This is a genomic window from Enterococcus wangshanyuanii, from assembly GCF_002197645.1.
In the GTDB taxonomy this organism is placed as follows: domain Bacteria; phylum Bacillota; class Bacilli; order Lactobacillales; family Enterococcaceae; genus Enterococcus_L; species Enterococcus_L wangshanyuanii.
The window spans coordinates 953,138-979,542 of the sequence record NZ_CP021874.1; the positions used below are offsets into that span (position 1 = coordinate 953,138).

The following is a 26,405-nucleotide window of genomic DNA, read 5'->3' on the forward strand; positions in this document are numbered from 1 at the left end:
AAGTCGGTTGTCTATTTGTTGAAAGAGCTGGGGTGCGCAGCTAGATTAACTAAAAAGCGCAGCAACCCGTTCAGCTCTCGAACAAATTAGCAAACGACTTCAATGATGCTCTTTGGCATTTAAGTCGGTTGTCTATTTGTTGAAAGAGCTGGGGTGCGCAGCTAGATTAACTAAAAAGCGCAGCAACCCGTTCAGCTACATCACAATCTATAAAATGTTCTGTCCCACTGCTCGTTCTACATTATTTTGAATTTCCTTTAATCCGATTCCTTTGGTCCCATTGTGACTAGGAATTAAAATAATCGCCGGAGTTACTTCACTTTTATAACGTTCAATCGTTTCTACTGCTCGTTCAGAGGCATCTTCTGTGATGAAAATGACCCCATAACTTTTTTTAGCCATCGATTCGATCGTGTCTCTTATTTGCTTTGCTGATTGTGCATACACGACGTCAAATCCAAAAAGCTTAAACGGCATTACAGAATCTCTATCGCCGATCACACCGATTTTATAAGCCATCTACTGCACGCATCCTTTCTCTCACTACATCTGCAGAAAAATTACTACGCTTACTAACTAAAATCAGTCGTAAATTTTTCCATTCAACCTCTTTTGCGTTTAAAAAAGCTAACAATGGCAACGGACCAAAGGCCATGATTTTTGATTTATCGTATAAACGAGTCAAATAATCATCTTTCACCTTCTCAAAAGCGATCAAATCAAGCTCTTTTGTTTCAGCTGAAACGATCGGTGTAAGGATTCCCCCAAAGGATGTATTGAGTACAAATTCTGTAAAAGCTGCTAATGATTGCTCACTATACGCTAAAAAATCAGACTTGGGAATACTCCCAGAACTAGACAAAACAGTCAATAGAAAATTTTCATGCTGCCCTTGAATAATGCCACGCGCCATCGTGGATATATTTGTTAGATCGATAAAAGCCGTAACTTCATCAATAATATCCTTATATCCCAGCTTTTCAGCCAACCGTTTTTGATAGGTCAGAAAGCTCCGATCATAAATAATGTCGATCGCCTGAAAAATAGAGGATTCCTGAAAATAGTCCAACACTTCTAAAATCGCCTGCATCAATTCATCAGCTATTTCTGTCGACACACGCGTACGTATCGCACTTTTGATCGTCTCAATCGAGTAACGTCCGTCAGCAGTAAATAAGTAATCGAGATCTTCTCCGGTCAACTCAGCTTTTGTCAATACTTTCAAATTATGGAATGTTGCACGAGACGTATAAATATCAATGACTTCTGGTTCAGGAGCCAGCTCGTATAGCCATTCAAATAAGCGGCCTTTTTCTTTCGAATAAATATATTCAAAGTCATCAGCAAATCCTTCTGTCATATACGTGCTGTAAATTGTACTTTTCAGGATATCTCGAAGCTCTTCTGTCGTTTTAGCATTCAATAATTGTTCGTACTGTGCATGATTCAGCAATTCAGTCTCTTTTAGACGGATCAGCGGATTGATCTGATTATATGCGGTCTCTTTCATCTTGCCCCTCCTATCATAAAAATTTGACGCTAAGGAATACACTATTTAAAAAGCATTTCTGCAATGGAAAAACTTTCTGCTCTCTTGATTTCCTGAACTAAACTTGGAAATAAAAAATTATACTCGATCCCATTTTGAGCAACGATGAAACCACCGACACCGGGAATGAAATCTGGAAGTAATACCAAATCCAACTCATTTGATCTATGATTTTTCAGCCACTGCTCTGTCAACTTTCCTTTAGAATATTCGCCAAGCTGAAGTTGTGCCTGACCATTTAGGGTCAATTGATCAAGGATTTGCTTTGTAAATAATTGAAACTCATCTTCATTCCAATTATCCATTCGTTTGATCGCTTCTAAAAATAACTGTTCCAAATATTCTTGCTTTTGATTTAGTGTCGCCTGCTTGATTTCTAACTGCTGACGATTTTGTTTTTGTTTAAATGCTTTATTGCTTTGATCACTATTCTTTTCAATCAATTTTTGTTCCTGTAATAACAATGCTTCTTCTTCTTCCGCGTAAGCTTCATCAATTCGTTTATATTCTACTCTTTTTATATCAGCAACTTCTGTTGTTCCTTTTTCTAGAATTTGATCGACGATCTTTTCGATTGCATCCATGTTTTTCCTCCTGTTACTTCACATTTAATACAAGTAAGAACGAGATTACAAATCCAAGAATGGCATATGTTTCGACCATGGCAGCATAAATGATCCCTTTCGTTGCATGCTCAGGTTTTTTCGCCAAAATTTGAATCCCGGCAGCTGCAACGCGTCCTTGAGCGATCCCTGAAAATAGGCCAGCAAATGCGATCGGCAATGACGCAACAAAGTAATCCATTCCCTGAACCATCGACATACTATTATCTAAATTGATAAAGATCAAAAAGGCAATAACGAAGCCATACAATCCTTGTGTACCTGGTAATAATTGAAGAATCAGAGCTTGCCCGAATTTTTCCGGCTGCTCAGTCGTCAATGCTGCCGCCGCCTCTCCAGTAAAGCCAACACCTTTTGCCGAACCGATCCCTGCTAAAATCGTTGCTGTTGCCATTCCTAGTACGGCAAAAAGAATTCCGCCATTATTATTGATCAAGTAATCTATCATATTTTTATTCCTCCACAAATTATTTATTTTGTTTTTTCTCAACATTTACATATTTTTCTTCTGTTTTCAGTGGTTTGAATGCCCGTCCTCCACCTGTATAAAATTTTCCGAAAAACTCTACATACTGCAACCGCGCACCATGAACATAGGCACCCAGTAAGCTTAAAAATAAATTCAACGCGTGAAGGGCTACGATCAGTAAGATCCCTACACTAAAACGGGCGATCGGTGGCATAAAAGCGACTAGCATATTAAATGCAGCAGCGATACTTCCACCCGAAATCCCAAGAGCCATTAAACGAGTATAGCTGACTAAGTCGCCGATATAGCTCGTCAAGCCATAAAGACCGTATAAGCCTTTTGCCAAACCTTTTGCTTTTGACTTAGATTGAATCACAGGAACCGCGATAATCGACAAAGCAGAGATGACTGCCACTATGACACCTGCTGTAAATAACCCATCATTATTAAATAGCAACATACTCAATACTGCAATTAGTAGTCCCACAAGCAGCCCCTGCCAAGCAAAACTCTCACTAATACTTTCCAAATAACGTTTGCGCTTCGTCAGTTCGATCCCATTGACCATCAAGCCTGTCATCAATTGAATAAAACCAAACACAACAGACAGAATCAAGATCGTATTGACATCTTCAGTTGTAGATAAGATCGGAAATGGCAAGGTGATTCCAAAAAGCTCTTTTGGCAATCCAGCACCGAAAAATGATCCATAGATAAACCCCCAAATAATTGTCGGAAACGATAAGATCAGAAAGAATTTAGCAAAACGTTTCATTCCTCTTGGCAGCACAACTAATTTTTGTGCCAGAAAAGCTCCTACTAACATCAATAAACCATAACCGATATCTGCCACCATCATTCCAAAAAAGACCATGTAAAAAGGAGTCATGATCGGTGTTGGATCGATCTCCTCATATTTCGGTAAACTATACATCTCTGTCAACATTTCAAAAGGTGAGACAAGGGCATTGTTTTTTAATTTCACCGGAATATCTTCCTGTATCTCTTCTGATGTCGGCTGATCAAATACGCAGTAGATTTCATTTTTTGGTAAAGCTTCGTCCAAAGCTATCATAAGCTCATGTTTCTCAGTTATAGGAATCCAGCCTTGTAAAATAAAAAAATAAGTCGTATTGATCAAATGCTTCTTCGCTTCTTCTCGATGAATATAGGCAAAAACCATCTCTTCTGCCAAATACAGCTCCTCTAAATGAGCACGATGCGCTGCCAGTTCAGCTTTCGCTAACCGCTCCTCTTCAACAAGAGCAGTTAATGATTCTTTGGTACGCTGATAAGTTTCCTTTGGCAATTCTTCATACGGATAAACAAATTCATTGAAGCTATATTTTTTTTCAATCTCAGCAACAGTTTCTTCCATTTCATTCAAATAGATCAAACTATAATAAGCATGATTTGGGCTGTGATAAATTTCTTCAATATAGATCGAGGGGTATCTCGAACAATCAGTTAAAAAATCTGCTTGATTCGCTGAATTGATAGAACCAAGTAAAATCGTCGTTGTGTCTGATGAATTCTTTTTTGGTACAACGTCCAAATACTGCCAGCGCGCAAGCCATTTTTCCCTAGCACGTAATTCTTTTCTTTGCGTTTCAATAGAAGCAAGCTGCTTTTTTAATTTAGAAATGTCATGTAAATAACCAATGATCGTTGGCTGATCAAATGTTTGTTCTAGAGATTCTAAGGTCTTGACTTGTCTTTTAAACGTACTTTTTTGAGCTGGCTTTTCAGCAAAACGTTCAATAAAAATCAGTGCTTCCTGAATGTCATTCAATATTTTCTGATACTCTTTCTGTTGGACATCATCAACTTCCAGTATCGTTTTTGAAAAATGTTCTTTAAGATAGTTGCTATCTACATTAGAATGAAAAAAATCTTTGATCTCTGTCATCTGCAGCCCCTGAATTGTTTGAAGAATAGTTTCTTCATGCTCAATGGCTGCAATAATCGTCATTTTTTCCATTTTATTGACTGCCATAGACTTTTTTCACCCTCTCTATTATGTGGTCGACGATAGCCTCTTTATTTTGTTCGTATTTATTCCTAAACTCTTGATTTTGTTCTTTTGCTTCACTTAGTAATAATATTCTTTCCTGTTCAAGCTGCTCTGTCAGTTGCATCTCCTGATTTTGAAGTATTTTGCTGACTTTTTCTTGGCTTTCTCCTTGAAGTTGCTTGAATTGTTGTGCTTTTTTCTGCTCATAGGTCATAATTTCTTTTTGAGCAGTTTGGCGCATTTCTTCAACTTTTTTTTCTGCATCTTGAATGCGCTCTAATGCTTCTAATACCATTTTTTCACCCCTATTCTGTGACTTTAACTAGTATACTTATTATGAAGCGTATTATTTTTTATTACAATCAAAAAGGAATACACCCTATCTTTATCAAAAGACATGATCTATCCCTTTTCCTATAATAAAAAAGGGCGCAAGCTCAAACATCGTTCTTCTCACCCCTTGAAGAACCTGATCCTTGAAGCTTTCGCCCAACCATTTTTATTCACATGAATGTATCTTAGCAAAAACACCTTGAAATTACAATATTTTTTGTAAAGGAAGTCGTAAAAATTAAAAAAATCTCACCTTCGATCAGAAGATGAGAAAGGAGTTTTACTCATGAGAGTAAATGAAAAAAAGTTTGTTGTTAGGATATATTTATCTTACTGCCGCTGACAGATTATTTCAAATGATATGCACTCCGTTCTTTTAAAAGAAAAAAGCCTCTAATTTATTACCAGAGCGTATCACTTTTTCAATAATAGTTTCCTTCCAAACATCAGTAAACCAATCATATTGCATTTGCTTGATAATGATTTTTTTTATTTCTTCTTCTAGCGAGGAGTCATCAATCTCACCACCATAAAATGCTTGCAATGCTCGAAGTGCCTTATCATTGTGGTTAGACTCAAAACGATAAATCCGGCCTTGCTCTATGTAATAAAAACCATATTGAATAACTGCTGCAAAACGTTGATCTTTTTTATCAAGAAAATCTATAAACTGTTCTGACGTGATCTGCTTCATCTCTTCACACTCCTTTCAAAAAAACTATTTTTCAGCTATATTTTTATGCCCTCTTTTATTTATACTTAAGAAAAAAAAGAGGCTCATTCTAGACTGTCGATTCTTTGCTCCAATCAGTCCAAAACCAGTAATATCTGCCACAACTCTTCATATTCAGGACATCATTTTTGTAAAATTGTTAACATTTAGAAATCACCAATTTTTTACCTTTTTATCGACCTTGCACCTAAAACATTTTAACAAAAAATAACTACGTAAACAATTATGTTTAAATACTTTCTTTTTCACACCCCCTATATAATTGACATATATTATATTTTTCCAATCTTATTATGACTTTTTATTTCCTTTTAGGTATAATAACAGTAACAATTCAAAATGATGAAAAGGAGTAGTCGAATGATGGAGAATATAATAAAAATCTCAACTAATTTTCACAACACTTGGTTGATCAATGTAAAAAAAGATTCTTTTGCAAAAGAAAATAAGATTCTATTTGGTGATACCCTTCGCCTCTCTATTGCGAAAGGTGATTCTTATTATTTTGCAGAAAATATTGCATTAACTTATGAGAAAGATATTATTTCTAAAGAAACTCCAACAAAAGAAGAACTCAAATTCTTTATTTATATGGAAAAGAATAAAGAAAAAATATTCTCGAACTCATTAGCAGCTAAATACGACATACAACAATATATCCGCCATACAACTACTAGCTCACTATAGGAAAAAATAATAGCCTCTGATTTACCTCATTCAACAAAAGTAAATCGGAAGCTATTATTCTGCACTTTTTATTTATACACGTTTTTATTTTTTTTGGTTAATTTTTTGTTTGCAAATTTTTAATACTTTTAGGAACGTCTAAACAAAATTCTAGGCCCCTCCTGTAACAACATAAATAGAAATACCACTAAATAACACTGCAATTAATGAAATCACCAGCACACCTCCATCTAAATTATTAGAAATCAACGTTTGCAAACAAATAATTTTCCTTAGGTAAAGAATAACAAACAGATAAAAAAAAGGAAAGTAGTAATGTTAAAAAGTGCGAAATTGGCATAAAAAACTAAAATAAAAATAATTTTTTTCTTAAAAAATGGAAATAAGCTCATTTTTCATGCTATAATCGCATATAAAGGGGGATAAACGCTTGAATATCATAGAAACTTTACGTTTTTTTAGACTAAAACTAAGACTTACTCAAAGAGAAATGATGTCGGAATATACAGACCCCTCAACTTATTCGAAAATAGAAAGTGGTAAACGTGCTTTAAAAGTAACTGAACTTGAAGAAATACTTGAACATACGTCAATTAATGCTGAAGAGTTTTTCAGCTTTGCTACTTTTGATAAAAAGCAGCAAGATTTTCGAGAGCTTTTTTACTATTGTGGAGCACATTTAGAAAACAAAAGTACCAAACAAAAACTAATCAACTATTATGTTTTTTTAAAGAACAACAAGAAGAAAACATTAAGAGAAACATCTAACTATATTGCTATAAAAAATTATTTTTATGCTCATTGGGATGAAGTTGAGGAGTTAACTCAAGCAGAAATAATAGATATTTATAATTCTTTACTAATAAAAACATTTTACGTTCAATATGATTATGTCATTACAGCGAACTTAATTAGATTTTTCAATTCAAAACAAGCAGATTTACTACTAGCACGAATGTTTCCCATAAAGTTTGAAGAAAAACGAGATTTTACTACGAAAAAATTTGCCTATAATATTCTCATTAATTTAATCTCAATGAGACTCTATGCAAAGGACTACGATAGCGCTGCAAAATATATTAAATTGGCAAAGAAACAAGATAAACAAAATGAAAACTATAACTTTAAATTAAACCTTCAATATTTAAGTAATCTTTTAAATTACATTCTTGAAGGTGAACCAGTATATATGGAACGAGTCTATGACTTCATACATTTATTAGAGAATGCTGGTGATACCTTACAAGCTGAACAAGTAAAAAAAGAAGTAAAGTTATTGACACATGAACGCGACAGCGAAAAAATGCTCAAAAAGTATTCCGTTGGTCTATTCAAAGAAACTTAATACCCTACTTTTAAACAAATATCCCACCTTATAAAAGGTGGGATAAGGAGTATTACTCGGATTGAGTAAAATGAAAATACTGTTAGGGTATATTTATAATACTATATAATGTCTATCATTTCAACCCTTTAGTCATTAAATATTTTTTTATTTACGCGAAAACAGGTTAAAATGTATAATACACCTCACTTTACGCTCTTCCTCTCTTCTGAATCTGCAACAACAACACACTTTCACTATAAACTTCTCAACAAACAATAAAACTAAATAATATAAATATCTCTTTAATTTCAATTATTTGCGTTTGATCAAGCTTTTAATTTGCTATACTTGAAGTTAACAGACACGGGTACTATACCAGAACCTAGATTTGAAATCGATAACGAGGAAACGTCAAGAAAAACTTTTACGGCAGATATCATTACTGATACAAAAACTGATTTACACTGTTTAGCCTATCGCGATAATATATATGACTCTAATGATATCACTCGATTAGTTGATGTAGCTCGTAAACCACTTATTGATAAAAAAATTTGAAAAGGAGTTTTTTTATGAGACGAATATTACGAATTGGGGTTGTTGTTTTATTTGTGCTATTTTTGATTATGGTGAATGGAGAAGATAATTCTGATATCCAAGAACCTATAGCTACTAGCGCAGACAAAACAAAAACTTCTGAACTTGATAAACCAACAAAAATTTCAACTACTTCCGAAGAACGAGAGAATCTGGTAGAATCCGAAACAACTAACTCAGTTGAAACTGTCCATGTTCCGACTGAGATTGAGAGTCATTCAATTGAGAGTGATCAACCCTTTGTGGAGACTAGTGCAGAAGAAGAACTTAAGCGGTTAAAACAAGAATTTTCTGTTTTGATGAAAGAAGCTGCCTCTACAGAAGAGCTCGCTCAATTAAAACAAGAATACAATGAGGCTGTTGCTCCTCTTCGTGACTTGGTAAACCCATATAAATTAATTGATAAGCTCAATGAATTTAAATCTTATTTAGAAGATAAACAGACCCAATTAGAGAATGAACAGACTACTATACAGCAATAATTAGCATAGTTTTTCCTAACATCTTATATTTTAGGAAAATTATTTGATAGCCAGCATGTTTTTTTATTCACTCTCTTTCTGTTTTGGTGGTTAGCAAGTTTTTTATCTAAAAAATAAACAGTAGAAACGCTGAAGTACAATCCTTTGTACATCAGCGTTTCTACTGTTTCTCTCCACAAAATTCATGGAGACGGCGGGAGTCGAACCCGCGTCCAAACACATTGTCACTTAAACCTCTACGTTCATAGTACACTCATTTAAAGATTCGCTTTACAGCTTGCCGAGTGACAGGCATTCTGTATTGCTAGTCTGATGATCTCTTCTAACTTTTACAGACGGAAAAAGTTAGCGTATCCCACTTAATTTGAGACCCTTACTCGAGCACATGGGCGATGCCGAGAGGATCTTCACCCGCTGTTTTTACGCAGCTAGAGCGAAAGTATTGTTTTCGTTTTTAGCAGTTATATTTAACTGTAACGTTTTTACGTAGACGTAACCTACGAAACGCAATTCAAGCTCAACTATGCCTGTCGAATCCGTAACGTCCCCGTACAGATTAAAAGCACATGTTATGCTTTTAATAGTATAACATATTTTTCGTTGTCTTAAAAGAGCTAGACGCTTATCTTCCATTATCCTTCTTAAAAAGAATAACAGTGTTTCTTATAAGATCTAAAATTAGTGTCCAGTTCCAAAAACATTGACCAAAACCGTCCCAATGACGATAAATCCTAAACCGATCATTGTCGGCACGTTTAATTGCTCCTTCCAATAAACAACTGAAAAAACCGTGATCATAATGATCCCTATTGCTCCCCAAAGTGCATACGCCACATTCAATGGCATGTAATTGATGGCTTTTGATAGTGTATAAAAACAGATCCCATAGGCAATCAAACAGGTGATCGAGGGAATAAGCTTGGTAAATCCAACTGTAGCTTTCAGTAAATTCGTTGCAAGTACTTCACTGATGATAGCAATAAAAAGATATAAATATCCAATCATTTTTTTCCTCCTAAATCATTTCCATCACTAGTATAACAAAAAAAGATCACTACTAGAAAAAACTAGTAATGATCCTTTAGATAATTACGCCTTTAAGCTTCCGTATAACAATTCAGCATCCAATTGATGCCAAATTTATCCACGACCATGCCATATTTTTTGGCCCAGAATGTTTCACCTAACGGCATCGTTATTTTTCCGCCTTCGGACAATCGAGCAAAGATACGATCGATTTTTTCCTCGTCTTGTGTTGAAACAACTAAAGAAACATTATTTCCTTCTATAAATGTTAAGCCCATTCCGTCTGGTACATCTGAAAGCATAACTGGAACGCCTTCAATCGTCATTGAAGCATTCATAACGAGATGTTTCCATTCTTCTGGCGTGGGATGTGCTGGATCTTCCGGCGCATCCGCAAACGTCATGATCCCATCATTTTTTACATCAAAAACTGTTTCATAAAAAGCAATTGCCTCTGCCGTCTGGTTCTTAAAATTTAAATAGACTTGTAACATATGTACCATCCTCTCGCTCTATTTTTGCTCATTATCTCATGCTAAAATAGATTACGCGAAAACAACGCTCATTTCTATGAAAAATCAGTATCTTTCAATAATGCTTCAACAAACTGTTCTAAGTACTCCTGATCGATTGAATCGTATCCTTTAGTGATTGAACTATCTAAATCTAAAACACCCAGTAATTTACCTTCCTTTACCATTGGTACAACGATTTCCGATTGAGCTGCTGAATCACAGGAAATATAATTTTCATGTTTTTTTACATCGTCGACAATCAGAGCTTTTCTATGTGCTGCAGATTCTCCGCAAACACCTTTGCCCATTTTGATTCTCGTACAAGAAACCTTTCCTTGAAATGGCCCTAAAACTAATTCTTCCCCATCGAATAAATAATAGCCGGCAAACACTGTATTTGGTAATGCATCTGCAAGTAAAGCGGACGAGTTCGCTAAGTTTGCGATTTTATCATGTTCGATCTCAATGATTGCAGCTTGTTGCTGTACTAAGAGTTTATATGCTGATTTTTTTTCTTCTAGATTATTCCACATCGTAAGTACCTGCCTTTTTTCTATAGTCAATGATTTTTTTATTATACCATAGCCACTGACTTTTTCATCCAGCAAGATGTTCACACTCTTCATTACAACTTCATACAAATTCACACTTTTTTCAATTTTTTTTATGTTTGATTTAATCTATTAAAGGTATAGTTTAATCATAGTAAACAACCAATAACTTTTGTGGATGAACGTGGTGTTAAAACTCTTTGAGGACTAACGGATGTTTATTCTCGACCGATGAGGTGTAGGTTCGAATCCTACCGTCCACGTACGTGCTGATGATCAGCACTTGATCATAAATGACCTTAATGAAAGGAATGGTGTTTTATGAAAAAAATTTTAGTCACAGGAGCAACGTTGTCTGCACTCTCACTTGCCGCCTATTCATTTTTGAAACATACTCCTAAACATCAATATGACTATGGCAAACTATAAACGAAAAAGTTGTCCTGAACACTCACTGTTCTTGACAACTTTTTTTATTTTGCTAAGTGATTCACAAATAATATGTTATTTGAATACTAAATGATATTCTCCATCCTCTGCATTGTCCAAATACTGATACAAGATCAATTCTAGAATAGCAAGCATCGAAATATGTGATGTGATTTCCATTTTATTAATAAATAGTTCATCTGTAAAAACATAAAAATTAACATCACTCATGTTTTGAACGACGTTATTATCTGCTCCTGTGATGGAAACAAGCAACGGGTGACCTGTATTCTTTAAATGCTGCATCAATTGAATCCACTCTTGATCCTTACCTTGGTAGGTCAAGATGAAAACCATATCTGTCGATTTGATTTGTTTTTGGACAACCGCACGCATCGACTGATCTTCTGGAAAAACTACTAGGAATCCTGCTGCTACGAACAAGTATCGCACATATTGCATCAACTGCTTATTCATTCCTTTGGCGAATAAATAAATGATCGGTTTCTTCTTTAAGTACTCTCCAACGACTGCTAAACTTTTTTTGTCGATCACTCGTACTGATTCGTTGATATTCTTTAAATATTCTTCCCGATAATCTTTTTGTGATACGACGAATGGACTGACTTTTTCCTCTTTGGTCTGATTTAATAAGGTATATTTGATCACTGTAGTAAATTCACTATAACCGGAAAACCCGAGTTTTCGAACAAAACGTAAAAAAGTGGTGGTCGAAACAAAGCAGTCATCTGCTACTTCCCGAATACTTTTGTTTTTGATCTCATTCAAATTTTTTACAACATAATCAAAGAGCAGATGTTCATTTTTCGTTAGGTCTGAAACATGAGGGTTCACTACTTCAAAAAAATCCATCTTTTTCCCTCCTAGCAGGTTTTAGGAATGCTTTGTGCGATACAGTGGATGTTACCGCCGCCAAGTAATATTTCACGAGCTGGAACACCGACAACCTTACGTTCTGGATAGAGTTGCTCCAATAATGCTTGGGCTGCATGATCATTTTTATCATTAAACAATGGGTAAATGATCCCGCCATTCGCTGTATAGTAACTAACATAACTTGCTGTCAGTCGATCTCCAGGAAAACGCGGCAACATTCCATTCACAGGATCGACCCCTTCACTTTCTTCAGTGGTAATATAAATAGGTTCAGGCATCAGCATTTTATGGATAATTAGTCTACGTCCTTTCGCATCTGTCTCCTGTCGTAATTGTTCATAAGCCGCTTTAGAAATTTCATATTGGGGATCTTCCGGATCTTCCGTCCAAGTTAAAACAAGTTCTCCGGGACGAACAATATTGATCATATTATCGATATCTCCATTGGTTTCATCTAAAAAATACCCTTGTTTGAGCCAAATGATTTTTTCGACATTGAAATAGGCAGTCAAAGTGGCTTCGATTTCTTCTTTAGAGTATTTATCATTTCTGCCTTCTGAAAGTAAAACTTCTTCTGTTGTGTAGAGCGTTCCTTCTCCGTCTAAATGTACTGAGCAACCTTCTAATACAAACTCCTCTAAACTGTAATAATCCAGCCGCTTAAATTCACACAACTTTTCAGCGATCAGATCGTCTTGATCCCACGGAAAATAAAGTCCGTCCAACAAGCCGCCCCAAGCATTGAAACGCCAATCAACACCACGAACCTTGCCGTTTTTATTCACGACATAGATTGGACCATAATCCTTGATCCATGCATCGTTATTGCTCATTTCCATCACACGAATAGATTTTGGTAGTGTTTGTCGTGCATTTTTGTATTGCTTAGCTGAAACCAGCATCGTTACTGGTTCAAATTGAGCGATTGCTTTCGCGACCTCTGCATAGGCTTTTTGCGCTGGTTTGCCGCCATTTCGCCAATTATCTGCACGTTCTGGCCAGATCATATAGGTTTCTTCATGAGTTTCATATTCAGCTGGTGCCCAAAAACCGTCTTCTTTAGGATTGCTAGTCGTTAATTTCATCAATGCTGCACTCCTTTTCATTTCATAAATTGCTATTTTATGTAAACGATATATTTTTAATATATCAGAAAAAAAGAGTAGACACTAGTTTTTGTTCTACTCTTTTTTCAACTAAGCTGTAATGATCGTACCCGTTTCTTCTTCCAGTAAATTTTTGATGTTTTCTAGAGAAGTGATTACTGCTTTGCCGTTGCTATTTTCTTTAATAAACGCAATTGCGGCTTGAACTTTAGGCAACATACTGCCAGGAGCAAATTGGTTTTGCTGAATATATTCTTCCATTTGGGTAACCGTTACTTTATTCAAGTCAGATTGGTTTGGCTGGTTAAAGTTGATACTTACGTGATCGACACCAGTCAAAATCACCAACATGTCTGCGTGTACTAGAGCAGCGATTTTCTCAGAAGCAAAATCTTTATCGATGACTGCTTCAACACCTTCATAAACCCCATTTTTCATAACAACTGGAATGCCACCTCCGCCTCCTGCAATTGTCACGATGCCATTTTCAACCAATTGTTTGATCACAGCATATTCAACAATATCAACAGGCGTTGGTGAAGGAACCACCTTGCGATAGCCTCTCCCCGCATCCTCCACATAGGTTGCCTGTGTTTGTTTTTGTTCAGCCTCCATTTCAGCTTTGCTTAAAAAAGGACCGATTGGTTTACTTGGTACTTGAAAAGCTGGATCTGTTTCACTCACAACGACTTGTGTTAAAATCGTTGCTGCCGATTTTTCGATTTTTCTTTTTTTCAGTTCATCCACCAAAGCATTCTCTAGCCAGTAGCCGATGCTTCCTTGGGTCATTGCTACCGCCGTATCTAACGGCATTGCCGGATTTTTTTCTGTAGCGCCTAGTTGTTGCTGTAATAGTAAATTCCCCACTTGAGGGCCATTGCCATGAGAGATGATCAACTCATGTCCGGCTTCTATAAAATCAGCTAAATGATAGGCTGTGTCAGCTAAAGCTTCTTGCTGAGCCTTTGCACTGGCATCTGTTGTCAAAATGGCATTTCCGCCTAAAGCAACGACGATTCTTTTTTTCATTTTTTTCTACCTCACTTCGGAACTTGTTGTGTGATACAATGAATATTACCGCCACCCAAGAGAATTTCGCGGGCAGGAACCCCAACGATTTTTCTATCCGGATATAATTCTTGTAGTAACTTTAAGGCTTTTTCATCATTCGGATCATCAAATACGGGAACGATCACTCCGCCATTTGCTGTGTAATAATTGGCATAGCTGGCGGCCAAGCGATCTCCTTTTTCTCTAGGTAATGTTCCAGCAACTGCATCAACACCCAAACTTTCTTCTTCTGTAATCAGGATCGGTTTTGGCACATGCAATTTATGCACAACCAGCTTACGGCCTTTCGCATCTGTTTCATTTTCTAAAATCTCCAGACACTCTTTTGAAATTTCATATTGCGGATCATTTTCGTCATCTGTCCAAGCTAATACAACTTCACCAGGCTTGACGATATTGATAATATTATCGACATGCCCATTGGTTTCATCTAAGTAAATTCCGCGTTTCAGCCAAATGATTTTTTCTAAAGAAAGATATTCTTTTAAAACCTGTTCGATTTGTTCTTTTGATAATTGGGCATTTCTGCCTTCAGATAACAAACATTCTTCAGTCGTGATCAAAGTGCCCTCACCATCAACGTGGATCGATCCGCCTTCTAATACAAAATCATTTAGACGATAACGGTCTTTCCATTCGATCTCACACATCTTTTGCGCGACTTGATCATCTTTATCCCATGGAAAATACAAGCCGTCTACTAATCCACCCCAGGAATTGAACGTCCAATCAACGCCGCGCACTTCTCCTTCGTCGTTTTTGACAAAGGTCGGACCGCAATCACGAACCCAGGCATCATCATTAGCAATTTCAACGACACGGACTTCTTCTGGGAGCATATGGCGGGCGTTATCATATTGTTCAGCTGATACACCAACGGTTACCGGTTCAAATTCGCTGATTGCGACTGCTACATCAACAAAGACCTTTTGTGCTGGTTTACCACCATTACGCCAGTTATCAGGGCGTTCCGGCCATAAAATATAAACACCCTGATGTGCTTCAAATTCTCCCGGCATACGGAAACCATCTTTTTTTGGCGAACTATCAATTGTTTTCATGCTCTAAACTCTCCTTTTGCTGATTTTGTTTTATCATCTGCTTTTTATTGTATTCTTTATCTCCTAAACGGATACAGCATTCGCCAATAAGTGCGGCTGCGACCGTCCCAATCAAAATAGGAATTTTCTCACTAAACTCACTACTTGATAAAGGAATCGTAGAGAAAAATAACGTGATCACTAATAAAACTAAAGGAACATATGCCATGATCTTTAATAGAACTGGACCGCCAGGCACTTTAAATGGGCGTTCTTTGTTCGGATCTATTTTCCGCAATTTCAGAAATGCCGGAAACATCATAATATAAGATAGTAAAAGTGCGACCACATTTAAGGCAAAGAAGGCCCAGAAAATATTTTCATTTGGAATAAAAGGTGCTGCGATAACTAAAAGCGAGGCCACGATACCATTGATCACAGAAGCGCCGACTGGCATATCATTTTTAGGATTTTCTTTTGCAAAAATTTTAGGCATATCATGATTTTTTGCTGCATAGAAGGCTACATAATTCACTCCCAAAGCCCAAGAGATCAGATTTGCCGCTAAAGTATACATAAACAAGATTCCAATGATAATAACAAACGGATTGATTCCTCCAACTAACAGGATAAAGCTGTCGATCAAACCTCCTGAGGTAGATAATTGATCTGCTGGAACGGCTGCTCCCATACCAAATGCTGCAAAGAGATAGAAGAAAGCAATCAAGATGCCACCATAGATAATCGCTTGTGGGATTTGCTTCTTCGGATTCTCCATATCACTAGCCAAAGTTGTCACTACTTCAAATCCCAAAAAGTTAAATAGAATGACTGAAATAAAGCTTAAGCTATTTAGATCGAATGTTGGCAATAAAGCTTTACCGGAAAAATCATTGGCCATGCCTTTTGTTACGGCATGATAAATACCTAAAACGCCTAAGCAAACCATGATCGCAACTTTTGCAAATGCAGCGATATTTAAAATCCATTTACTATCACTGACTGGATAACAGCTAATCAAGGTAACTAACCAAATAAATATCAACTGACCGATGATCAAGGCTGGCGTTCCAAGATTCAATCCGAAAATTTGAACCATGACCTCTGTAAAAAGAACTGCAAGACTAGCCATCCAAATCGGAAAATTGATCCAATAAAACCAAGCAACGCGAGCACCCCAACGTCGCCCAAACGCCATTTTCACCCAGTCATAGATACCGCCATCTCCAGTGTAAGTCGTTCCCAGCTCAGCAGAGATCAAACCATAAGGAAGGAAAAACAAAATCAACAGAATCCCCCACCAAAAAAATTGTGATGAGCCTATAGCTGCTGCTGGTGCAGCGGATTCAACGACTAAAATAACTACAACAGCCATTAGAACTGCGTCAAACAACCGAAATTTCTTTTTTTCTTTCATGTTTTGTACGCACCTTTCGTTAAAGCGGCTAGAAAAAAGCACGGCATCGTTCTAAAATGATTTATCCCATGCTTTTCTCTCACCATCACTTCAGATTACTTAGCAACAACAGCATTTCTTAACATCAATTCAAATTCAGCATCATAGTGAGCCGCAACTGCTTCACCTGCATAATCTAGATAAGGATTCAAGAAGTAAACAAGTAATGCCCGCATCGCAGTCAAACGATTTTCTGCTTCATCCAATACAACAGAATACGGCGCATCCAATACTTCATCGGTGACTTCTTCTCCTCTTGTTGCAGGTAGGCAATGCAAGAACTTCACATGAGGTGCAGCTAATTCGATCAATTCTTTATTGACTTGATACTTCGGATAGAACGCTGCCATCCGTTCTTCTTCTGATAGTTCAGCTTCATATAAGCCATACCATACATCTGTATAAATAAAATCAGCATCTTTCATTGCTTCTTTGGCATCTTCTGTGATCAAGACGCTGCCACCAGAAACAGCCGCATTTTCACGACCGATCGCTAATGTCTCTTCCTTGATTTGGAACCCCTTTGGACCAAACTGAACGAAATCCATCCCCATCTTTGTTGCCATAAACATCGTGGATACACATACCTGCGTCGCATCTCCCACAAAAACGATTTTACAATCGCTCAATTTTTTACCTGCTGGTAAATGCTCTGTCATGGTGATGATGTCTCCCAATTCTTGTGTTGGATGATTATAATCACTCATACCATTAATAACTGGAATGCTGGCATCTTTAGCTAAATCTACGATCGTATGATGACGCTCTACTCGAGCCATCAGAATATCAACTAAACGCGATAACACACGTGCTGTATCACCTAAAGATTCATGGCCGCCAAGCTGGATTTGTCCAGGCGCTAAATACTGGGCATGACCACCAAGCTGTGTCATCGCTGTTTCAAATGAAACTCTGGTTCGTGTAGAAGATTGCTCAAAAATCATTCCTAACGTTTTATCTTTTAATAACGGCGGATAATAACCATTTTTGATCGATTCTTTCAGTTTTAAACCTAGCTGGATCAGATAATCGATTTCTGCTTTCGTAAAATCATTTGTGTCTACAAAATCTCTTTTTTTCATCATCTTGTCTTCCACCAATCTTTTCTTGATTTTTTGTCGGCTACTCGAGTATTCCTTTTGACGAATTAATCATAACGCCTAGAAAATAATTTTTAAAGCGTTTTCGCAGTTCTTGATAAAGTCAAAAGCAGCATGTATCTTGTTCCATTTTGCGTAACACGTTACACACAAGAACAGTCCAAGAACTATACTTTTTTCATTTTTACCATGTTATACTTTAATTAAATCAAGTGAAGACGAGGAGGAAATGCGATGACTGAAGAGGCGCGACAACTATTAAGAGATCCTAAGATACGACCATCAGACGATCTTATTGCTGAAGGACTTGGTCACTCCTTTGATGTTTATGTTAGGTTTCTCGAAGACTTAAAAGAGTATCAGATTTCATTGATGAAGTGGCGTTATTATAATGATGGAAAAGCTTGGTTATCTAAGGGTGAGTTCAAATGGATCAGCACGCGAGGAAACGAAAAAGTGAAGCCTATTTTTTGGTTATCTATCTGGGAGGGCTTTTTTAAAGTGTCATTTTTCTTTTCTGAAAAAATTCGAGCTCAATTACTCGCCCTACCTCTGTCAAAACAAACCAAAGAATTGATTAACAATACAAAACCTAATGGGAAGAAAATGCAGTATTTACCACTTATTTTTGATGTTACAGAACGTTCACAGCTCAATGATATTTATGTATTGGCAGAATTTAGAAAGGAATATATTTAAAAAAAACTTATAATAAAAACATACAAAAAAGGTTGAACTTGAGGATTATCTCTCAAGTTCAACCTTTTTCAAATCGCAAGGATTTAATTTGTCAAATCTTCTCCATTTGTTGAAATAACCTTTTTATACCAGTCAAATGATTTTTTCTTCGAACGTTTTAACGTGCCGTTTCCTTCATTGTCACGATCGACATAGATGAATCCGTAACGTTTTTTCATTTCCCCTGTTCCAGCTGACACAAGGTCGATACAGCCCCACGTTGTATAACCTAGTAGATCGACACCGTCTAACTCCACGGCATCTTTCATTGCTTGAATATGTGCCGCTAAATATTCGATGCGGTAATCGTCAGCCACATAGCCGTTTTCATCGGGCGTATCTACGGCACCTAAGCCGTTTTCCACGATGAACAATGGTTTTTGATAGCGGTCATACAAGTCATTCATTGTTACACGCAAGCCAAGCGGATCGATCTGCCAGCCCCATTCACTTGCTTCCAAGTAAGGATTTTTTACTGAGGCAAAGATATTGCCAGCTGTTTGTTCATTGACCGCTGGATCTGTTGATTGAACACGTGAAGAATAATAAGAGAAGGAAATGAAATCAACTGTATGCTCTTTCAATAACTCCAGATCTCCGTCTTCGATCGGTAATTCGATGCCTTCACGTTCTAATTCCTTCAGCGCATATGCTGGGTATTCGCCACGAGATTGGACATCGATGAAGAAAAAGTTTTCCCGGTCTGCTTTACGTGCTGCCCAAACGTCTTCTGGTTTACATGTATACGCATAGTTGGTTCCTGCCGCTAACATACAGCCGACTTGGTTTTCCGGATCGACTTCATGGGCGATTTTTGTCGCTACTGCGCTGGCTACTAACTCATGGTGCGCCGCTTGATATTTGACTTGTTCTTTATTTTCGCCTTCTTCAAAATACAAGCCTGCGCCCATAAATGGTGCATGAAGGATCATGTTGATCTCATTGAAGGTCAACCAGTATTTCACTAAGCCTTTGTAGCGATTGAAGATCACACGGCATAAGTTTTCGTAAAAGCCAACCATTTCACGGCTGCGCCATGCTCCGTATTTTTCGACTAAGTGCATCGGACAATCAAAATGGGTGATGGTTACCAATGGCTCGATGTTGTATTTACGACATTCTTTGAAGAGATCTTCATAGTATTTCAAGCCTTCTTCATTTGGTTCAGTCTCATCCCCTAATGGGAAAATCCGGCTCCAGGCAATCGATAGACGATAGGTCTTAAAGCCCATTTCTGCAAACAAAGCGATATCTTCTTTGTAGCGGTGGTACATATCGATCGCGTTTTGTGCAGGATAAAAATGCTCATCATCAAATTCAAACATTTTCTTTTCACCAGTGATCACTGGAAAACGATCCGGTCCGACAGGGGCTAGATCCACATTGGCTAAGCCTCGTCCGCCTTCGTTATAGCCACCTTCACATTGATTGGCCGCTGTTGCGCCGCCCCATAAAAAATCTTTTCTAAATGACATGTCTTTTTCCTCCAATGAATAATAATAAATGGTATCCGTTACCGTATAACTTTCATTACCTGCTCGCCTGGATCAGACAATGGACTTGTCAACGTAATAACATCTCCAAAATCGACTGTATTTGTTACAACAACAGGTGTAATGATATTATACCCTTTTTCTTTGATTTTCTCTAAGTCAAATTCCAATAATTTATCTCCTGTTGTTACTTTCTGATCTTTTTCAACAAAATATTTATAGCCATCACCATCTAGTTGTACGGTATCGATTCCTACATGGATCAAGAGCTCAACGCCAGAATCACTCGTCAAACCAATTGCATGCTTAGAGTCAAAAACAGCTGTGACAGTTCCTGAAAAAGGTGCGTAAACTACACCTTCTATCGGTTTTACTGCAAATCCTTTACCTAAAATTTCTTCTGAAAACATACCATCTTCTACAGCTGAGAGTTGAGTGATTTCACCTTTGATCGGATTGACAACATTTGTCGTTGAATCCGTTTGAACTTCATTGACAACATTTTTTTCACTTTGCTCTTCTACCTTAGGTTCTTTGTATAAAATGTATGATACAACAAAAGAAATCCCAATACTGATCGCTGCGCCGATACATGCCATATACAAATGTTTTAGTGTATCATCGCCAATATAACTTGGTAATGTTAGTAAACCAGGTGAACCGCCAGTAAAGTTTTTCACTCTCATGATCCCCATAAATAATCCGCCGATCCCGCCACCGATCATTGCTGCATACAAAGGCGTTTTATAACGTAGATTCACTCCATATAAAGCTGGCTCCGTGATTCCGAATAAACCTGTCAAACCAGCAGAAGAAGCTAATTGTTTTACAGATGACTCCTTACTTTTGAAACCAACAGCCAATGCAGCCGCTCCTTGCCCTAAGTTAGAAGCTAACATTCCGGGGTAAATCACTGTGTCATAGCCTGTCGTCATTCGATTATTGATACCGATTGGAACAAGCCCATAATGTGTACCCGTTGCAACAAACAATGGTGTGAAGGCGCCGATGATCGTTGGGACCAACCAAGGGCTAAACTCTTCCAACGCTTTGATGCCATTTGAAATAGCATCACTGATCAAATAACCGATAGGTCCTATTACAACAAGAGAAACTGTTCCAACGATAGCAATAGTAATCAATGGTTTACTAAAAAATTTGATCACTTTTGGCGATATTTTATCCGCAAAAGGTTCAACATACGACATAAACCAAACAGATAAAATGATCGGGATCACAGAAGAACCATAAGAAACTGCTGAGACCGGCAAGCCAAACAAATGAATACTTCCTTCACCAGCTTCTTTGATTGCATTCACCATACCTGTAAAATTAGGATGCAGCAAAATTCCTCCGACCATCATTGCTAAATACATATTTGTTTTAAACTTCTGTGCAGAAGAAGCAGCTAGAAGAATCGGTAGAAAATAAAAGGCCGAATCTGCCATAAAATCAATAATGATATACGTTTGTCCAGTTTTATCTATTGCATTAAAAACAACTAATAAGGACAATACTGCTTTTAGCATCCCAGCTGCAGTGATTGCTGGTAAAATCGGGGTAAAAATTCCTGTGATCGTATCGATGACTTTAGCTGCCGCTCCCCGATCATCTTTTTCAACTGATGTCCCTTGCTGGCCATCCAAAGTTGGTACTTTTTTCAAAATTTCTTTATATACACTACCGACATCACTACCGATAATTACTTGATACTGACCACCTTTTGAAACAACGCCCATTACGCCCGCCATATTTTTCAGTGTTTCTGTCTCAGCCTTTTTTTCCTCTTTCAAATTAAATCGTAATCTAGTGGCACAATGAGTCAGTCCACTAATATTTTTTTCTCCACCGACATTATCGATAATTTTATCTGCTAATTCCTGATAATTCATAAATAATTCCTCCTAAAAATAAAAATACCTAAGAACGTTCTTTTAAAAAGAACTTTTCTTAGGTATAGCCTGTGCTCTTCACAGTAACAATCCTTTAATTGTTTGTAATTCTTCTAATATGGATCGTGAGATAGATCATCTCATCCTCCTTTAAATCTCGACCGAATTCTTTCCCTATATACTCACGAATCTTCAAAGCACAAAGATATTCTTCCTGATACTTTTCTTTTAACATAAATAAGAAGCCTTCATCTTTGTCCTTATCCAGTTCTATTCCACTAAATAAACGCTGAACAAAAAACTTCAAATGTGTAATGAATCGCTCATAATTTAACGTATATTCATCTAAATCCGTCTTATAATGATATTTAACAATATTGATGATTTTTTGAATCACTTTTGTCATCTCAGATACTTGACTAACTTGTGATAAATCAAGTTCAGCATTGACGATATGCAAAGCAATGAATCCAGCTTCATCTTCTGGTAACGCGATATCCAAGCGATTGGAGATGATATTCAGCGCTTCTTTTCCGATCAAATATTCGTGATTATAAAAGCGCTTGATTTCCCACAAAAGTGCATTTCTTACCGGTAAACCGCTATTATGTCGTTCGATCGCATAGTCGATATGATCTGTCAATGTCAGATAAATATTCTCATTCAATTTTTTTCCTAAAGAAACTTTGGCAAAACCAATAATCTCATTCGCTACTTGTAAATGCTCCAAGCGGACATTCGAAAGCAACTGAGTTAACTTATTAGTTGTTAAATCGGCATTACTTGTATAAATTTTTTCGATCAAACGGTCATCGATCACATCGCCGACTGTTTTCTTAAAGCCGATACCTTTCCCCATCACAAGAACTTCTTGGCCATCCAGATTGAGTGACTTGACGATATTATTATTGATTACTTTTTTTACTTCCATAGTGTCTCCTCAATGAGATTCGATCAGCTAGCTAATATAACGTTATGAAAGAAATAAAGTATAGCCTGAAAAATCAGTAACAATCTTCATTTCTCTTGTTATTAAAACATGAAAGTAAAGCGTTGTCAATACAAGAAAAACAGCCATTCATTTTAATATAAATACTTTTCTCTCAAAAGATCTAGCTGCTTATCCGTTATACCTAAGCTAAGTTTCAAATACTTTTCCATCGTTCCAAATGTTTTTTCAACTGCATTGAAGGCACCATCAAGATATTCTTTTTTAGTTAACTGCAAGGAGGATAAAAATGCAAGAACGTCTTCATTATCTGTATATTTTTTGTAAATAGCCATTCGCTTAGCATTTCTAGGTGCATTCATCTTATCTGTAAGTAAATAATCTTGATAAACTTGGTCTTTATCGACACCTAACGCACTTAAATAAATCGCAGCTGCCCAACCTGTTCTGTCTTTACCGCCCTGACAATGAAAAATCAATGGTGCAGAATCTGCTTCTAATAATGTCGAGAAAAATCGTTGATAGGCATTGACTGCTTTTTCACCTAATACCAATTGTTCCATTTGTTTACTCATCACATTGCGATTCTTTACTAACTGTTCTCTTCCTGCATCTGTACGAACCAATTCTTCAAGCTGAGCAATTTTTTCTTCATCTTTTTTTGATACAGTTTGGGTACTAGCCTGCTGAGCCACATCCGCATGAGGATTAAAATTGACTGTTTCACTCAATAAAATCGACTTGTTAGGGTCTTTCGCTATTTCTTGCGGCGAACGAAAATCAATGATTCGCTTGATTCCAAGCCGTTCAATATACTTTTGCTCTTCCTCATCGATTTGATGCAAAGCATCCGAGCGAAAGACTAGACCCCACCGAGTCATCTGACCACGTGCTGTATAGTAGCCACCTAGATCGCGACAGTTATACAAATGATCTAATGGTAAACGTCGTTCAGCGCCAATAAAGACATCAGAACCCGAAAATAATTTAAAATAAAGACGTGTTTTTGGGTCAGGATCCTTAAACATCTGCCAACCTGCCTCTCTAAATTCTAGAAATGAAGTTGTTGATTCAGTCATAGAATCTTCACGACTATAATATACTTTAGCAGGAAGTCTCACTGAATCTGGTAGATTGATTTTTAAATGATCTGCTTCTCTTTCAACTTGCAGCATCTGCATATTCTCACACTCCTATTGATTTTCAAGCGTTGCAGCTTCTTCAATGACTCCTTGTTTATCTAATTTTTTTATGAATGGTAGATATAACAATAGTACCACAACAAACTGGATCAGCTGTACCACTAATCCTTGCCAGCCAGCTGCCATAAATCCAGATAAAAATGTCGGAAGATTTTTCGGCACATTCACGCTTATCACCGGTAAAAATCCAATGATTGTTGCAATATAGGCAATGCCCACACAAACTGCCGCTGAGAGTGTCAAAGGAATAAAGATGACTGCATTCATGATCATCGGAATCCCAAATTTCATCGGTTCTGTGATCCCAAAAATACTTGGAATGAATGAGATTTTTCCAATCGATTTGAATTTTTCGCTTTTGCTCATCCAGACTAAGATCACTGCTAAAGCCAAAGCTCTTGGTCCTTTAAATGCATCTAAGAAAAATGAATTGATGATATTCGTAGCAGCTTCTCCAGCAGCAACAGCTTCCATATTAGCATAAGCTTGTGAGGTAAATAAAACAGCGATCACTGATCCAACGACCATACTGCCATGAATCCCAAAAAACCAAAGTAACTCAGATAAAAACATAATGAATAGTGCTGACCAGATCGAGCCACCCAATGATTCAAGAGGAGTTTGTAAATTAGTATAAATAAAATCATGGACATTCCCAAATCTTGTTTCTGCAAATAATGTACTGATTATAATAACAACGATAAATATAATAGCAGCTGGTACGATTGCCTCAAATGTCTTTGCAATAGCTGTTGGTACACTTTCCGGCATACGAAATGTAATTCTTTTTTCAACCATTTTAGCAAATAGCCATGTCACAACTAAAGCTACGATCATTCCTACAAAAATCCCTTTAGAACCTAAATAAGTCAGCTTATACGCCATTGCAGGCTTTTCTCCGCCAATATCAAAAGCAGTGATCGGTGTTAAAACAAAGAAAGAAGCCAATGACAAGATAATTGATGCGATCGTGTCCCCTTTTTTCTCTCTTGCCATCGCACAAGAAATCCCAATAATAATATAAATCGTGATCAAATTACTTGAAATCGAAGTACCTAACGAACATGCTTTTGTCACGATTTCCGGTAAACCTGGAATCATCCCAATGATCGTTGTCAAACTCCCAACGATCGTGATCGGCAGAGTCATCATCATCCCATTAGCAATACTTTTTACAAATGTATTATTTGAAAATTTATTGACAAACACATTCAACCCATTGATAAATGAACTTTTTTTCACTTCTGACATTTGTCATTCTCCTTTATCTATTTTGATTTAGCTGCAATAACTTCTTGTGCCATCTTGAATACTTTCTCTCCGTTCATCATTCCATAATCCATCATCTCGATCACTAAAACAGGAATATCTGGATACTCTTTTTTCACGTCATCCTGTTGATATCCAACTTGCGGACCGAGTAATATAATATCCGATCCTGTCACTCTTTCTTCTAATTCACTTAGACCACATGCTGAAATATCAGCATTGATTCCTTGTGAAGAAGCATATTCTTCCATTTTCTTGACTAACATTCCTGTAGACATTCCACCTGCACACGCTAACGTAATTTTCACTCTGATCACCTTTTCTCTTATATTTTTTAAGCACTCTTTTTAATTAAATTACGCAATTCTTGCATTTCTTCATGTAAATCAATCAATTCTTTTGTAAAATCTGTAGCTGTTATCGCCGCCATCATATGATCTTGCGCATGTGTTAAAAACATCGTAGCAGGCTCATCCGGATTGTTGGCAAAATTCTGCAAAATATCCGTATGCTGTTGATGCGCGATTTTTAAATTATCTTTGCTTTCATCCAACATTTTTTTTGCTGTATCGATCGCCCCTTTTCTCGCTTCTTTAATTGCATTCATTGCCAATGATTTAGCATTTCCTGCGTAAACAATGATCTGCATTACATCTGTTTCTGAAATCATCTGACCTTCTCCTTTCAATTAACTCCTAGTCATCTTTCTATAAAGCAATTTCCGTGCCAAACACTCAACTAACACTCCTTATGGAGAATCCTCTGCATGTGTTTCATTTCTTAAAAAAACAAAACACTTTATCAAACACTTTTTCATAAAATAAAACACATGACTTTGACTATTCTGTTTGCGAACA

The 26,405-nt window shown here is 36.9% G+C and carries 27 protein-coding genes, 1 other RNA gene and 1 other annotated feature; of the genes, 4 read left to right on the forward strand and 24 right to left on the reverse strand.

Features of this window, described 5'->3' with window-relative positions:
* Positions 1–207 precede the first annotated feature (207 nt).
* The 7 genes from CC204_RS04440 to CC204_RS04470 form a co-directional block, all read right to left on the reverse strand.
* Positions 208–519: a V-type ATP synthase subunit F gene (locus CC204_RS04440; RefSeq protein WP_088269004.1), complete on the reverse strand. Its 312-nt coding sequence runs from the start codon at positions 517–519 to the stop codon at positions 208–210.
* Entirely contained in the window at positions 509–1,510 is a 1,002-nt protein-coding gene (locus tag CC204_RS04445; RefSeq protein ID WP_088269005.1) for a V-type ATPase subunit, read from the reverse strand. The genes CC204_RS04440 and CC204_RS04445 overlap by 11 nt, the downstream gene beginning before the upstream one ends.
* 41 nt (positions 1,511–1,551) lie before the next feature.
* Positions 1,552–2,133, reverse strand: coding sequence for a V-type ATP synthase subunit E family protein (locus CC204_RS04450; protein ID WP_088269006.1), 582 nt, complete (start codon positions 2,131–2,133; stop codon positions 1,552–1,554).
* A gap of 13 nt (positions 2,134–2,146) precedes the next feature.
* On the reverse strand, positions 2,147–2,620 hold the full coding sequence (locus CC204_RS04455; protein ID WP_088269007.1) for a V-type ATP synthase subunit K: 474 nt from the start codon (positions 2,618–2,620) through the stop codon (positions 2,147–2,149).
* A 19-nt stretch (positions 2,621–2,639) separates the two neighbouring features.
* A complete protein-coding gene (locus CC204_RS04460) occupies positions 2,640–4,637 on the reverse strand; it encodes a V-type ATP synthase subunit I (RefSeq protein ID WP_088269008.1) in 1,998 nt (665 codons plus the stop codon).
* Positions 4,624–4,950, reverse strand: a complete 327-nt coding sequence (locus CC204_RS04465; protein WP_088269009.1) for a hypothetical protein — start codon at positions 4,948–4,950, stop codon at positions 4,624–4,626. Before CC204_RS04465 ends, CC204_RS04460 begins: the two co-directional genes overlap by 14 nt.
* A gap of 152 nt (positions 4,951–5,102) precedes the next feature.
* Positions 5,103–5,150: a sequence feature (sodium ion sensor (DUF1646 type); this cis-regulatory element may regulate processes involved in with the transportation of sodium ions), on the reverse strand.
* Positions 5,151–5,364: 214 nt separating this feature from the next.
* Positions 5,365–5,682 (reverse strand): hypothetical protein, encoded by a 318-nt coding sequence (locus tag CC204_RS04470; protein ID WP_088269010.1) that lies wholly within the window; start codon positions 5,680–5,682, stop codon positions 5,365–5,367.
* Positions 5,683–6,081: 399 nt separating this feature from the next.
* On the opposite strand from CC204_RS04470, the gene CC204_RS04475 reads away from it, so the two are divergent.
* The 3 genes from CC204_RS04475 to CC204_RS04485 all read left to right on the forward strand — a co-directional run bounded on the left by CC204_RS04475 (position 6,082) and on the right by CC204_RS04485 (position 8,814).
* Positions 6,082–6,408, forward strand: coding sequence for a hypothetical protein (locus tag CC204_RS04475; RefSeq protein ID WP_088269011.1), 327 nt, complete (start codon positions 6,082–6,084; stop codon positions 6,406–6,408).
* 430 nt (positions 6,409–6,838) lie between these two features.
* The gene (locus CC204_RS04480) at positions 6,839–7,753 is read left to right on the forward strand and encodes a helix-turn-helix domain-containing protein (RefSeq protein ID WP_088269012.1); all 915 of its coding nucleotides are present in this window, start codon (positions 6,839–6,841) and stop codon (positions 7,751–7,753) included.
* 554 nt (positions 7,754–8,307) lie between these two features.
* Complete coding sequence (locus CC204_RS04485; protein ID WP_088269013.1) at positions 8,308–8,814, forward strand: hypothetical protein; 507 nt, start codon at positions 8,308–8,310, stop codon at positions 8,812–8,814.
* A 182-nt stretch (positions 8,815–8,996) separates the two neighbouring features.
* Here the strand turns inward: CC204_RS04485 and ssrA are convergent.
* The 10 genes from ssrA to ptcA form a co-directional block, all read right to left on the reverse strand.
* Positions 8,997–9,363: a transfer-messenger RNA gene (gene ssrA / locus CC204_RS04490) on the reverse strand.
* A 129-nt stretch (positions 9,364–9,492) separates the two neighbouring features.
* Positions 9,493–9,819, reverse strand: a complete 327-nt coding sequence (locus tag CC204_RS04495; protein WP_188634466.1) for a DMT family transporter — start codon at positions 9,817–9,819, stop codon at positions 9,493–9,495.
* Between the two features lie 92 nt (positions 9,820–9,911).
* Positions 9,912–10,343 carry a VOC family protein gene (locus CC204_RS04500; RefSeq protein WP_188634467.1) on the reverse strand — a complete coding sequence of 144 codons (432 nt, stop codon included), beginning with the start codon at positions 10,341–10,343 and terminating at the stop codon, positions 9,912–9,914.
* Between the two features lie 65 nt (positions 10,344–10,408).
* Positions 10,409–10,888, reverse strand: coding sequence for a GAF domain-containing protein (locus CC204_RS04505; RefSeq protein ID WP_088271660.1), 480 nt, complete (start codon positions 10,886–10,888; stop codon positions 10,409–10,411).
* A gap of 522 nt (positions 10,889–11,410) precedes the next feature.
* Positions 11,411–12,208, reverse strand: a complete 798-nt coding sequence (locus CC204_RS04510; RefSeq protein WP_088269015.1) for a MurR/RpiR family transcriptional regulator — start codon at positions 12,206–12,208, stop codon at positions 11,411–11,413.
* A gap of 11 nt (positions 12,209–12,219) precedes the next feature.
* Positions 12,220–13,317 carry an agmatine deiminase gene (aguA, locus tag CC204_RS04515; RefSeq protein WP_088269016.1) on the reverse strand — a complete coding sequence of 366 codons (1,098 nt, stop codon included), beginning with the start codon at positions 13,315–13,317 and terminating at the stop codon, positions 12,220–12,222.
* Positions 13,318–13,428: 111 nt separating this feature from the next.
* The gene (gene arcC / locus CC204_RS04520; protein WP_088269017.1) at positions 13,429–14,367 is read right to left on the reverse strand and encodes a carbamate kinase; all 939 of its coding nucleotides are present in this window, start codon (positions 14,365–14,367) and stop codon (positions 13,429–13,431) included.
* An 11-nt stretch (positions 14,368–14,378) separates the two neighbouring features.
* Entirely contained in the window at positions 14,379–15,470 is a 1,092-nt protein-coding gene (aguA, locus tag CC204_RS04525) for an agmatine deiminase (protein WP_088269018.1), read from the reverse strand.
* On the reverse strand, positions 15,457–16,866 hold the full coding sequence (locus CC204_RS04530; RefSeq protein WP_088269019.1) for an APC family permease: 1,410 nt from the start codon (positions 16,864–16,866) through the stop codon (positions 15,457–15,459). The genes aguA (CC204_RS04525) and CC204_RS04530 overlap by 14 nt, the downstream gene beginning before the upstream one ends.
* Before the next feature lie 95 nt (positions 16,867–16,961).
* Positions 16,962–17,987: a putrescine carbamoyltransferase gene (ptcA, locus tag CC204_RS04535; protein ID WP_227011256.1), complete on the reverse strand. Its 1,026-nt coding sequence runs from the start codon at positions 17,985–17,987 to the stop codon at positions 16,962–16,964.
* A 252-nt stretch (positions 17,988–18,239) separates the two neighbouring features.
* Here ptcA and CC204_RS04540 point away from each other — a divergent pair, with 252 nt between their 5' ends.
* Positions 18,240–18,704 carry a DUF3788 family protein gene (locus CC204_RS04540; RefSeq protein ID WP_088269021.1) on the forward strand — a complete coding sequence of 155 codons (465 nt, stop codon included), beginning with the start codon at positions 18,240–18,242 and terminating at the stop codon, positions 18,702–18,704.
* An 83-nt stretch (positions 18,705–18,787) separates the two neighbouring features.
* On the opposite strand, the gene CC204_RS04545 is transcribed toward CC204_RS04540, so the two are convergent.
* From CC204_RS04545 to CC204_RS04575, 7 genes are all read right to left on the reverse strand, one after another.
* Positions 18,788–20,218, reverse strand: coding sequence for a 6-phospho-beta-glucosidase (locus CC204_RS04545; protein ID WP_088269022.1), 1,431 nt, complete (start codon positions 20,216–20,218; stop codon positions 18,788–18,790).
* A 38-nt stretch (positions 20,219–20,256) separates the two neighbouring features.
* The gene (locus CC204_RS04550) at positions 20,257–22,128 is read right to left on the reverse strand and encodes a beta-glucoside-specific PTS transporter subunit IIABC (protein WP_088269023.1); all 1,872 of its coding nucleotides are present in this window, start codon (positions 22,126–22,128) and stop codon (positions 20,257–20,259) included.
* A gap of 94 nt (positions 22,129–22,222) precedes the next feature.
* Positions 22,223–23,059: a BglG family transcription antiterminator LicT gene (gene licT / locus CC204_RS04555; protein ID WP_088269024.1), complete on the reverse strand. Its 837-nt coding sequence runs from the start codon at positions 23,057–23,059 to the stop codon at positions 22,223–22,225.
* 152 nt (positions 23,060–23,211) lie between these two features.
* Positions 23,212–24,258, reverse strand: coding sequence for a tyrosine-protein phosphatase (locus CC204_RS04560; RefSeq protein ID WP_088269025.1), 1,047 nt, complete (start codon positions 24,256–24,258; stop codon positions 23,212–23,214).
* Between the two features lie 12 nt (positions 24,259–24,270).
* A complete protein-coding gene (locus tag CC204_RS04565; protein ID WP_088269026.1) occupies positions 24,271–25,530 on the reverse strand; it encodes a PTS sugar transporter subunit IIC in 1,260 nt (419 codons plus the stop codon).
* A 17-nt stretch (positions 25,531–25,547) separates the two neighbouring features.
* Positions 25,548–25,856: a PTS sugar transporter subunit IIB gene (locus CC204_RS04570; RefSeq protein WP_088269027.1), complete on the reverse strand. Its 309-nt coding sequence runs from the start codon at positions 25,854–25,856 to the stop codon at positions 25,548–25,550.
* A 26-nt stretch (positions 25,857–25,882) separates the two neighbouring features.
* Complete coding sequence (locus tag CC204_RS04575; RefSeq protein WP_088269028.1) at positions 25,883–26,218, reverse strand: PTS lactose/cellobiose transporter subunit IIA; 336 nt, start codon at positions 26,216–26,218, stop codon at positions 25,883–25,885.
* Positions 26,219–26,405: the final 187 nt, after the last annotated feature.

Bases quoted from the DNA above. Each gene is read 5' to 3' on its own strand.
- CC204_RS04440 (WP_088269004.1), bottom strand. From the start codon at position 519: ATGGCTTATAAAATCGGTGTGATCGGCGATAGAGATTCTGTAATGCCG.
- CC204_RS04445 (WP_088269005.1), bottom strand. From the start codon at position 1,510: ATGAAAGAGACCGCATATAATCAGATCAATCCGCTGATCCGTCTAAAA.
- CC204_RS04450 (WP_088269006.1), bottom strand. From the start codon at position 2,133: ATGGATGCAATCGAAAAGATCGTCGATCAAATTCTAGAAAAAGGAACA.
- CC204_RS04455 (WP_088269007.1), bottom strand. From the start codon at position 2,620: ATGATAGATTACTTGATCAATAATAATGGCGGAATTCTTTTTGCCGTA.
- CC204_RS04460 (WP_088269008.1), bottom strand. From the start codon at position 4,637: ATGGCAGTCAATAAAATGGAAAAAATGACGATTATTGCAGCCATTGAG.
- CC204_RS04465 (WP_088269009.1), bottom strand. From the start codon at position 4,950: ATGGTATTAGAAGCATTAGAGCGCATTCAAGATGCAGAAAAAAAAGTT.
- CC204_RS04470 (WP_088269010.1), bottom strand. From the start codon at position 5,682: ATGAAGCAGATCACGTCAGAACAGTTTATAGATTTTCTTGATAAAAAA.
- CC204_RS04475 (WP_088269011.1), top strand. From the start codon at position 6,082: ATGATGGAGAATATAATAAAAATCTCAACTAATTTTCACAACACTTGG.
- CC204_RS04485 (WP_088269013.1), top strand. From the start codon at position 8,308: ATGAGACGAATATTACGAATTGGGGTTGTTGTTTTATTTGTGCTATTT.
- CC204_RS04495 (WP_188634466.1), bottom strand. From the start codon at position 9,819: ATGATTGGATATTTATATCTTTTTATTGCTATCATCAGTGAAGTACTT.
- CC204_RS04500 (WP_188634467.1), bottom strand. From the start codon at position 10,343: ATGGTACATATGTTACAAGTCTATTTAAATTTTAAGAACCAGACGGCA.
- CC204_RS04505 (WP_088271660.1), bottom strand. From the start codon at position 10,888: ATGTGGAATAATCTAGAAGAAAAAAAATCAGCATATAAACTCTTAGTA.
- CC204_RS04510 (WP_088269015.1), bottom strand. From the start codon at position 12,208: ATGGATTTTTTTGAAGTAGTGAACCCTCATGTTTCAGACCTAACGAAA.
- aguA (WP_088269016.1), bottom strand. From the start codon at position 13,317: ATGAAATTAACGACTAGCAATCCTAAAGAAGACGGTTTTTGGGCACCA.
- arcC (WP_088269017.1), bottom strand. From the start codon at position 14,367: ATGAAAAAAAGAATCGTCGTTGCTTTAGGCGGAAATGCCATTTTGACA.
- aguA (WP_088269018.1), bottom strand. From the start codon at position 15,470: ATGAAAACAATTGATAGTTCGCCAAAAAAAGATGGTTTCCGTATGCCG.
- CC204_RS04530 (WP_088269019.1), bottom strand. From the start codon at position 16,866: ATGAAAGAAAAAAAGAAATTTCGGTTGTTTGACGCAGTTCTAATGGCT.
- ptcA (WP_227011256.1), bottom strand. From the start codon at position 17,987: ATGAAAAAAAGAGATTTTGTAGACACAAATGATTTTACGAAAGCAGAA.
- CC204_RS04540 (WP_088269021.1), top strand. From the start codon at position 18,240: ATGACTGAAGAGGCGCGACAACTATTAAGAGATCCTAAGATACGACCA.
- CC204_RS04545 (WP_088269022.1), bottom strand. From the start codon at position 20,218: ATGTCATTTAGAAAAGATTTTTTATGGGGCGGCGCAACAGCGGCCAAT.
- CC204_RS04550 (WP_088269023.1), bottom strand. From the start codon at position 22,128: ATGAATTATCAGGAATTAGCAGATAAAATTATCGATAATGTCGGTGGA.
- licT (WP_088269024.1), bottom strand. From the start codon at position 23,059: ATGGAAGTAAAAAAAGTAATCAATAATAATATCGTCAAGTCACTCAAT.
- CC204_RS04560 (WP_088269025.1), bottom strand. From the start codon at position 24,258: ATGCAGATGCTGCAAGTTGAAAGAGAAGCAGATCATTTAAAAATCAAT.
- CC204_RS04565 (WP_088269026.1), bottom strand. From the start codon at position 25,530: ATGTCAGAAGTGAAAAAAAGTTCATTTATCAATGGGTTGAATGTGTTT.
- CC204_RS04575 (WP_088269028.1), bottom strand. From the start codon at position 26,218: ATGATTTCAGAAACAGATGTAATGCAGATCATTGTTTACGCAGGAAAT.